Genomic DNA, 9,112 nt, shown 5'->3' with positions numbered 1-9,112 from the left:
GTGCCAGCAAGGCCACTGACAAGGTCCACCCCCATGCCGACAACATCCACTGAAGGTAGGTCTGCCCGCCCCCCGTGTCTTGCAGGAATACCTGCCAGTCCCACTTGCCCAAGGCATTGCTCCAATTCTTGTGAGGGGCGCACGACGACTGCGCTGCCCCAAGAAAAAGCGCGACGCGGGTCACCCGGCGCCGCGCTGGGGGGACTGTAAGCAAGTGTCGCGCCCAGTGGCGTCAGGGCTTACCTCAGTCCCGGTCCATCGCAAGAACCCGCCTTACTTCTTGGCGTAGTCTTCCATCGGCTTGTCGTTCGGGGCCGCCCAGGCGGCCTTGGTGGCGTCCGACAGCGGCAGGCCGACCTTGGTGTTGCTCGGCGGGATCGGCTGGTTGAACCACTTGTCGTAGGTCTTGGCGAGGTCGCCCGACTTGATCTGCGCCACGATGCTGTCGTCGACCGCCTTCTTGAAGGCCGGGTCATCCTTGCGCAGCATGATCGCGATCGGCTCGACGCTCAGCACTTCGCCGACGATCTTGAAGTCGGCCGGGTTCTTCGCGCGCGAGATGTTGCCGGCGAGGATCTGGCCGTCCATCACGAAGGCATCGGCGCGGCCCGATTCCAGCAGCAGGAAGCTGTCGGCGTGGTCCTTGCCGAACACTTCCTTGAAGTCGATGCCGGTGGCGCGCTCGTGCTTGCGCAGCGTCTGCACCGAGGTCGTGCCGGTGGTGGTGGCCACCGTCTTGCCGGCCAGTTGGCCGATCGCGGTGATGCCCGAGTTGGCCTTCACCGCGATGCGCACTTCTTCCACGTAGGTGGTGAAGGCGAAGGCGACGTCCTTCTGGCGGGTGGCGTTGTTGGTGGTCGAGCCGCACTCGATGTCGACGGTGCCGTTCTGCACCAGCGGGATGCGGTTCTGCGAGGTGACCGGCTGGTACTTGATGTCCAGCTTGGCCAGGCCCAGCTGCTTCTGGATGTCGGCCAGCACCTTCTGGCAGACGTCGTAGTGGAAGCCGGCGTACTTGCCGTCGCCCAGCGTGTAGGCCAGGGCGCCCGACGACTCGCGCACCCCCATCGTGACGGTGCCGCTGTCCTTGATCTTCTTCAGCGTGTCGCTCTGCTGCGCCTGGGCGACGCCCGCGACGGTCAACAGGGCGGCAACGCTCAGCCATGCCTTTTTCATACGATCTCCTTCAGGGTGGAAAAGAGGGGGGCGAGTACCCACCCACGACAACAACGAAATTCTAGGGAGTCGGGAGCTACGCAGTTCCACGTAGACCGGATGCTTCTTTCGACAACGGCTGGAACATCACCCCGGCACCTGGTCCGACGGGTACTTCCAGAAGTCCCGCAGCAGGTAGTTCATCGGCAGGTTCAGCGGCAGGTTCTTCGGCGGGATCGGCTTGTTGAACCAGTGATCGTAGATCGCATAGGCCTCGCGGCTGAGGATCAGGCGCTTCATCTCCTCGTCGCAGATCTTCTTGAACTCGGGGTCGTCCTTGCGCATCATGATCGCGAGCGGCTCGATGGTCAGGAACTTGCCCACCACCTTCAGCTTGCCCGGCTCGGCGCTCGACGAGATCAGGCCATAGAGCAGCACGTCGTCCATCACGAAGCCGTCGACCTCGCCGGCCAGCACCATCTGCATGGCCTTGGCATGCTCGGGCGCCTCGACGATGGTGATGCGCAGCAGGCGTTCGCGGTTCGCGCGGTCCACCTCCTTCAGCGGCGTCGTGCCCTTGGTCGACACGAGCTTCTTGCCCTCGAACATCGGCAGCTCGGCGATCGGGCTGTCGGCCAGCACCATGTAGCGCGCGCCGGTGATGTAGTGCGGGATCGTGAAGGCCACCTTCTGGCGACGCTCGGCGTTGTTGGTGGTGGAGCCGCACTCCAGGTCGGCCTTGCCGTCGACGACCATCTGGATGCGGTTGCCGGCGGTGACGAGCACGAACTCCGGCGCGAGGGCCTTCATCTCGAGCCGCTTGCGCACCGCCTCGGCCAGCTTCAGGCACAGGTCGACCGCATAGCCCATCGGCTTCTTGTCGGCATCGAGGTACGAGAACGGCACCGAGGATTCGCGGTGCGCGATCAGGATCTTGCCGGTCTGGCGGATGCGGTCGAGCACCGGACCGGTGGGCACCGCGGCAGTCGCCGGCGCGGCCTGCGCAGGCAGCGCGGCGGCCCATGCGCCGAACGTGGCCAGCACGAGCATCGACGCGGTCAGGAGAGCGGAAAACCGGCGCTTGCCGTGCACGTACGTCATGGGTGGAGTCTCGCAACCTTCATGCCACAAGGGCCGATGCGCAGGGCACACGGCGGGACGCCAGTGTGCCTGCAGGACGGCGTGGGATCGATGACGCGGGCACCGGGGCGGCGGCACATGGGGACAAGTTGGCGTTCGGGTGGCGATGGGCGCGGACTGTATTCGCCTGCCTGTCGGAAAGCCAATGCGGATTGGCGGAGAACCCATGCATCGAATGCATGCCGCGCGAGGGAAAACCCTCTGGCGTGGGGTGTTTCAGCCCGCCGGCTTGAGGAAGTTCCACAGGGCCCGGGCGCCGGGCTTGCCGCCCTGGCGCGAGAGATCGGGCAGCTCGCGGTAGATGCGCACTTCCATCGTCAGCTCGAGCATGCCGGGCGCGGCGGCCCGCACCAGGCGCCGGCTCTTCAGCTCCTTCTTCACCGAGCTCACCGGCAGGAAGGCGAGGCCGTGCCCCTCGAGCGCCATCGCCTTCAGGCCCTCGGCCATGTCGGTCTCGTAGATCGGGTCGAGGTTGAGCGGCGCCGGGGCGAGCTTGACGATCTGCTCGACCAGCCGCCCCAGGTAGGCCCCCGCGCCGTAGCTGAGGAAGGGCACGCGCTCGCCGGGGGCGCCGGGCAGGCGGAACAGCGGCTCGCCCTTCGCATCGGCCTTCGCGTACACGGCCAGCGTCTCGTGGCCGAGGCTCAGCATCTCGTAGCGCTCGGGGCTGAGCTGCAGCGGCTGCGACGGGTGGTGGTAGGCGATCAGCAGGTCGCAGCTGCCCTCGGTCAGCTGCATCACGGCATCGTGCACGTTGAGCGCGATCAGGCGGCTCTTCAGGGCCCCGAAGCGCTTGCGCAGGTCCATCACCCAATGCGGGAAGAAGGTGAACGCGAGCGAGTGCGGCACCGCGAACTCGATCATGTCCTGCGCGGCGACCTGGTGGCCGCGCATCATGTTGCGCGTGGTCTGCAGCGCGCCGAGGATGTCCAGCGCCTGCGCATGGAAGGTCTCGCCGGCCGGCGTGAGGCGGGTCGGGTACGACGAGCGGTCGACCAGGTCCAGCCCGGCCCAGGCCTCCAGCGCCTGGATGCGGCGCGAGAACGCCGGCTGCGTCACATGCCGCATCTGCGCCGAACGCGAAAAGCTCCGCGTCTCGGCGAGGCTGACGAAATCTTCAAGCCACTTGGTTTCCACGGCAAGAGTTTAGGGCCCGCGGTTCAGGGCTTCTTCAGCGCTTGCTCAGCGTGATGTCCAGTTCGTGCACCAGGTCGTTCACCAGCTGGGTCGACGCCTGGCGTGAATCGGCCGTCGGCCCGGCGGTCTGCGCGACGATGTCGGCGGTCCAGGCGCCGCCCGCCTTGGCGCTGGCGCCGGCCACGCGGAACACCACGCGGCTGGCCAGCGTGTTGCAGTCCTGCCCGCCATTCACCGGCGTCAGCGTGACGAACTGCTGGCTCGCCGGCGTCACGCCGTTGTTCAGCATCATCGGGCCCAGGTCGCTCATCAGCCGCTCGCGCAGCGCGCCCATCACCGCGGCCACGTGCTCGCTGCCGGCGGCCGAGCAGGTGTCGAAGGCAAAGCTCTCGTTGTCGATCCAGACGACCTTGGCGTCGGGCAGGCGCAAGGTGGCATGGGCCACCGCATCAGGCGCCGCCTTGGCAGGCGTCGAGATCGCGCCGGCGACCGCCAGCAAGGAAAACAGAACCGCACGGGAAAAAGTCTTGTGAGCAGTCATCGCATCCGTCCTCTGTGGGTGAATCGGTGAACGCGACTCTAGAAGTGCAACAAGATGTGTGCTCGTCAGCTCCGTAACGATTGTTCACAATTGACTGAGAGTTCACGCTCGTTTTTCACGAACCGGGTCGGATTCTTCGGAGCCTTCCTACATGACGGCGGACAGCTCGTCGGATGCGGCGCTCTGCTGCAGCCGCCACATGTCGGCGTAACGGCCGTCGAGTGCCAACAATTGCGCATGCGTGCCGCGTTCGACGATGCGGCCCTGCTCCATCACCAGGATCTGGTGCGCATCGACGACGGTGGACAGCCGGTGCGCGATGACGAGCGCCGTCTTGTTGCGCGCGACGCCCTGCAGCTCGGCCTGGATCGCGCGCTCGTTGGCCGAGTCGAGCGCCGAGGTGGCCTCGTCGAAGATCATGATCGGCGGGTCCTTCAGCAGCGTGCGCGCGATCGCGACGCGCTGCTTCTCGCCGCCGCTCAGCTTCAGCCCGCGCTCGCCGACCGTCGTCTCGTAGCCCTTGGGCGTCGAGACGATGAAATCGTGGATGCGGGCCGCCTTCGCCGCCGCCTCGACCTCGGCGGCACCGGTGCCGGGCCGGCCGTAGGCGATGTTGTAKKCSACGSTGTCGTTGAACAGCACCGTGTCCTGCGGGACGATGCCGATGTTCTGGCGCACGCTGCCCTGTGTGACGGAGCGCAGGTCCTGGCCGTCGATCGTGATCACGCCGGCCTGCACGTCGTAGAAGCGGTACAGCAGCCGCGCGAGCGTGCTCTTGCCCGAGCCCGACGGGCCCACCACCGCCACCGTCTTGCCGGCCGGGATCTCGAAGCTCACGTCGTGCAGGATCTGCCGGTCCGGCTCGTACGAGAAATCGACGTGGTCGAAGCGCAGCTGCCCATGCGTCACCTGCAGCGGCAGCGCGCCCGGCGTGTCGGCGATCTCGCGCTCGCGCTCGAGCAGCGCGAACATCTTGTCGAGGTCGGTCAGGCTCTGCTTGATCTCGCGGTAGATCACGCCGAGGAAGTTCAGCGGGATGTAGAGCTGGATCATGAAGGCGTTGATCATCACCAGGTCGCCGAGCGTCATGTGGCCGGCCACCACGCCCTGCGTCGCGCGCCACAGCATCGCGACCAGGCCGGCCGCGATGATCAGCTGCTGGCCGGTGTTCAGCATCGACAGCGTGGCCTGCGACTTCAGCGCGACGCGGCGCAGCCGCTCCAGGCTCTCGTCGTAGCGGCGGGCCTCGAAATCCTCGTTGTTGAAGTACTTGACGGTCTCGTAGTTCAGCAGCGAGTCGATCGCGCGCGAATGCGCGGTGGAATCGAGCTCGTTCATCTGCTTGCGGAACTGCGTGCGCCAGTTCGTGAAGACGACCGTGAAGCTGATGTACACCACCAGCGCCGCCAGCGTGATCCACGCGAACCAGGCGTCGAACTTGACCGCCAGCAGCGTCAGCACGAGCACCATCTCGACCAGCGTGGGCACGATGCTGTAGAGCGAGTACGAGATCAGCGAATGCACCGCGCGCGTGCCGCGCTCGATGTCGCGCGTCATGCCGCCGGTCTGGCGCTCGAGGTGGAAGCGCAGGCTCAGCGCATGCAGGTGGCGGAACACGTTGAGCGAGATGCTGCGCGCCGTGCCCTCGGTGGCCTTCGCGAAGATCAGCTCGCGCAGCTCGGTGAACAGCGAGGTCGACAGCCGCAGCAGCCCGTAGGCCGCCAGCAGCCCGATCGGCACGACCAGCACCGCCTGGATGTCGCCCGGCTTGATCGACAGGCTGTCGACCAGCTGCTTCAGCAGCAGCGGCACGCCGACGTTGGCCAGCTTGGCCGCCACCATGAAGCCGAGCGCGATCGACACGCGCCAGCGGTAGCGCCACAGGTAGGGCAGCAGCTTGCGCAAGGTGGCCGCATCGGAGCGCGCTGCGGCAGGCGTCACGGCATCGGGGGGTGGCAAGGGGGTCGAGAGGGATCGCATCGTGGAAGAATCGAGGGGTTGAACCCAGGTGAAGGCGCCGAGTATGAATACAAGCCAGCCGCAGCACGACCCCGCGTTGGCGGTCACGTTGCCGAAAGACCTCGATCTGGTGCTGCGCGTGATGCCGATGCCGGCCGACTCGAACAGCAACGGCGACATCTTCGGCGGCTGGATCATGGCCCAGGTCGACCTCGCCGGCTCGGTGCTGCCGGCGCGCATCGCGAAGGGCCGCGTCGTGACGGTCGCCGTCAACGAGTTCGTGTTCAAGCAGGCGGTGTCGATCGGCGACCTGCTGAGCTTCTACGCCCGGGTCGAGCGGATCGGGCGCACGTCGATCACGGTGCACGTCGAGGTGTACGCCGAGCGCAACCCGGCCGACCTGAAGGTGGTGAAGGTCACCGAGGCGAACCTGACCTATGTCGCGATCGACCGCGACGGGCAGCCGCGGGTCATTCCACGGGACTGAGCCGGTGCGCCTGATCGACGCGGAGCAGACTGCCGCGCTGCTGCCGTGGCGGCCGCTGGCCGATGCGGTCATGCGCGCAGCCGTCGAGCGCGCTGAAGGCCGGCTGCAGGCGCCGCTGCGCAGCAGCTTCGCGCTGTCGGGCGACGACAGGCTGCTGCTGATGCCGGCCAGCGACGCGCACTACGCCAGCGTCAAGCTGGTGACGGTGAACCACGGCAACCCGGCGCTCGGGCGCGAGCGCGTGCAGGGCGAGGTGCTGCTGATGGACCGCGCGACCGGCGAGCGGCTGGCGATGTTCGACGGTGTCACGCTGACCGCACGGCGCACCGCGGCGGTGTCGCTGGCGGCGGCATTGGGGTTGCAGGTGCCGGCGGGCGAGCGCCTGCTGATCGTCGGTGCCGGCGCGCAGGCGCTGGCACATGCACAGGCCTTCGCGGCGGTGCTGGCGCCGGCGTGGATCGGCATCGCGGCGCGTTCGCGCGCAGCGGCCGACGGCCTGGTGGCGACGCTGGCGGCGCACGGTGTCAAGGCGCATCCGATCGACGACATCGGCGCCGAGATCGGCCGCTGCAGCTTGATCGTCACCGCGACGACGAGCCGCTCGCCGGTGATTCCCGATGCGCTGCGCCCGGGCGTGCGCGTGTTCGCGGTCGGCGCGTTCACGCCGGCGATGTGCGAGCTGCCGGCTGCGCTGGTGCGGCGGGCCGCGCTGATCGTCGACGACCTGGACGGCGCGAAGGAAGAGGCTGGCGACCTGATCCAGGCCGGCGTCGACTGGTCGACGGTGCGCGGGCTGGCTCAGGCCGCCGAGCTCACCGGCGCGGGCGAGCGGCCGGTCGTGTTCAAGAGCGTCGGCAGCGCGGCGTGGGACCTCGCCGCGGCGCGGATGGCCTGGGATCGGCTGAGCGCCTGCTGATCAGTCCACGAAGAAGTCCGGCACGAACTCGGTCGTCCCCGGCGTCACGCTGTACTGCTCGAGGTCGGTCACCCCATGCCGCGCCAGCAACTCGTCGTCGATGAAGAAATTCCCCGTCGTCTGCCGCGCGTCGCTGGTCAGCACCAGGTACGCCGCATCGGCCAGGATCTGCGGCGTGCGGCAGCGCGCGATGTCGACGCCCGGGATCATCTGCAGCGCGGCCGTCGCGATCGCGGTGCGCGGCCACAGGCTGTTGACGCCGATGCCCAGCGGCCGGAATTCGCCCGCATGCCCCAGAGTGCATTCGCTCATGCCGTACTTGGCCATCGTGTAGGCGACGTGCGGGCTGAACCAGCGCTCGCGCATCGACAGCGGCGGCGACATGTTCAGCACGTGCGGATTGCGCCCGGCCTGCGCGGCCTTCGCCAGGTGCGGCAGGCAGGCCTGCGTGACCAGGTAGGTGCCGCGCACGTTGACACCGAACATCAGGTCGAAGCGCTTCATCGGCGTCGCGGTCGTCGGCGTCAGGCTGATCGCGCTCGCGTTGTTGACGAGGATGTCGATGCCGCCGAAGCGCGCCACCGCCTGCTCGACGGCCGCCAGCACGCTCGCCTCGTCGCGGATGTCGGTCTGCACCGGCAGCGCCTGCCCGCCGGCGGCCTCGATCTCGGCCGCCGCCGAATGGATCGTGCCCGGCAGCTTCGGATTGCTCTCGGTCGTCTTGGCGGCGATCACGATGCGCGCGCCGTCGGCCGCGGCACGCTTCGCGATCGCGAGGCCGATGCCGCGCGACGCGCCGGTGATGAACAAGGTCTTGCCCTTCAGGGTCTGGCGCTCGGTGCTCATGGCAGGGGGTGTCTCCGCGTGGGGGTGGTGGCAGGCAGGCGCGGCGCGAGCTCGGTCGCGATCATGCCGGCCAGTTGCTCGGCCCACAGCGCATACACCGCCGGGCCGGGATGGAAGCCGTCTTCGGCCATCAGGATGCTGTCGGACACCCGCTCGTTCTCGAACGGCACCGGCAGCCACCAGCGCTCCGGCCAGCGCTTGATCCACGCGGCCAGCGCCCGGTTGAAGCGCCGCGCGTCGCGCCCGAGCACCCAGCGCAGCGGGTTCGGCAGCAGCGGGAACGAGTGGATCGGCGGCACGCCGCTGTGCACGATGTGGCGCACGCCGGCGCGCTGGACGGCCACGCGGTCGAGCTCGTCGAGCTGGGCCAGCCAGCGCCGCACCGGCACCTGCGAGATCACGTCGTTGACGCCGAGCGCGGTGACCATCACGTCGGCCGGGTGCAGCGGGGCGCTCTCCAGTGCGATCAACGCGTCGCGCGTGGTGTCGCCGGTGTGCGCGACCAGCTGCCACACGACCGCGCCGCCGAGCCGCTGCGACAAGGCCTCGCTGAGCCTACCGGCCAGCGCCTGGGCCTGCGTGGGCGCACCGACGCCGGCCGCCGACGAATCGCCGACGATCAGCACGCGCAGGCGCACGCGGCCGGTGCCGGCCACGCCTTCGCGCGAACCTTCGGCCTCGGGCAGGCGCAGCGCGAGGCGGCGCACGCGGAAGCCCTGCCACATCAGCAGCGGCGACAGCAGCACCTTCGCCGCGGAAAGCATCGGTCGGGCCGGGGTCAGCTGAACTGCGAGAAGTCGGGCTTGCGCTTCTGGAAGAACGCGCTGAAGGCCTCGCGCGCCTCGGGGCTGGTGAGGCGCTCGGCGAAGATCGCCGCCTCGGCCTGGATGGCCTGCAGCGTGGCCTCGCTGCCGGCGCGGCGCAGCAGCTT

Annotated in this window: 9 protein-coding genes and 1 pseudogene; 2 read left to right on the top strand and 8 right to left on the bottom strand. The window is 68.4% G+C overall.

Features of this window, described 5'->3' with window-relative positions:
- From AC1D12_RS16075 to AC1D12_RS16050, 6 genes and pseudogenes are all read right to left on the bottom strand, one after another.
- Positions 1 to 112: pseudogene (locus AC1D12_RS16075) on the bottom strand (amino acid ABC transporter permease); the annotation flags it as partial.
- Positions 113 to 273: 161 nt separating this feature from the next.
- The gene (locus tag AC1D12_RS16070) at positions 274 to 1,176 is read right to left on the bottom strand and encodes a transporter substrate-binding domain-containing protein (protein WP_477841472.1); all 903 of its coding nucleotides are present in this window, start codon (positions 1,174 to 1,176) and stop codon (positions 274 to 276) included.
- A gap of 126 nt (positions 1,177 to 1,302) precedes the next feature.
- Positions 1,303 to 2,205: an amino acid ABC transporter substrate-binding protein gene (locus AC1D12_RS16065; protein ID WP_477828837.1), complete on the bottom strand. Its 903-nt coding sequence runs from the start codon at positions 2,203 to 2,205 to the stop codon at positions 1,303 to 1,305.
- A 306-nt stretch (positions 2,206 to 2,511) separates the two neighbouring features.
- Positions 2,512 to 3,432, bottom strand: a complete 921-nt coding sequence (locus AC1D12_RS16060) for a LysR substrate-binding domain-containing protein (RefSeq protein ID WP_477841470.1) — start codon at positions 3,430 to 3,432, stop codon at positions 2,512 to 2,514.
- A 34-nt stretch (positions 3,433 to 3,466) separates the two neighbouring features.
- Positions 3,467 to 3,973 carry a hypothetical protein gene (locus AC1D12_RS16055; protein ID WP_477829121.1) on the bottom strand — a complete coding sequence of 169 codons (507 nt, stop codon included), beginning with the start codon at positions 3,971 to 3,973 and terminating at the stop codon, positions 3,467 to 3,469.
- Between the two features lie 147 nt (positions 3,974 to 4,120).
- On the bottom strand, positions 4,121 to 5,953 hold the full coding sequence (locus AC1D12_RS16050) for an ABCB family ABC transporter ATP-binding protein/permease (RefSeq protein ID WP_477841468.1): 1,833 nt from the start codon (positions 5,951 to 5,953) through the stop codon (positions 4,121 to 4,123).
- A gap of 43 nt (positions 5,954 to 5,996) precedes the next feature.
- On the opposite strand from AC1D12_RS16050, the gene AC1D12_RS16045 reads away from it, so the two are divergent.
- Both AC1D12_RS16045 and AC1D12_RS16040 read left to right on the top strand, forming a co-directional pair.
- The gene (locus AC1D12_RS16045) at positions 5,997 to 6,419 is read left to right on the top strand and encodes an acyl-CoA thioesterase (RefSeq protein WP_047500334.1); all 423 of its coding nucleotides are present in this window, start codon (positions 5,997 to 5,999) and stop codon (positions 6,417 to 6,419) included.
- 4 nt (positions 6,420 to 6,423) lie between these two features.
- Positions 6,424 to 7,335, top strand: a complete 912-nt coding sequence (locus tag AC1D12_RS16040) for a delta(1)-pyrroline-2-carboxylate reductase family protein (RefSeq protein WP_477841466.1) — start codon at positions 6,424 to 6,426, stop codon at positions 7,333 to 7,335.
- Here AC1D12_RS16040 and AC1D12_RS16035 read toward each other — a convergent pair whose 3' ends face one another.
- Both AC1D12_RS16035 and AC1D12_RS16030 read right to left on the bottom strand, forming a co-directional pair.
- Complete coding sequence (locus AC1D12_RS16035; RefSeq protein ID WP_047500330.1) at positions 7,336 to 8,181, bottom strand: SDR family oxidoreductase; 846 nt, start codon at positions 8,179 to 8,181, stop codon at positions 7,336 to 7,338.
- Complete coding sequence (locus AC1D12_RS16030; protein ID WP_477841463.1) at positions 8,178 to 8,945, bottom strand: SGNH/GDSL hydrolase family protein; 768 nt, start codon at positions 8,943 to 8,945, stop codon at positions 8,178 to 8,180. The genes AC1D12_RS16035 and AC1D12_RS16030 overlap by 4 nt, the downstream gene beginning before the upstream one ends.
- Positions 8,946 to 9,112: the final 167 nt, after the last annotated feature.

This window comes from Rhizobacter sp. P1_G5 (genome assembly GCF_056405435.1).
This window is presented reverse-complemented; position numbering and strand designations above follow the sequence as displayed.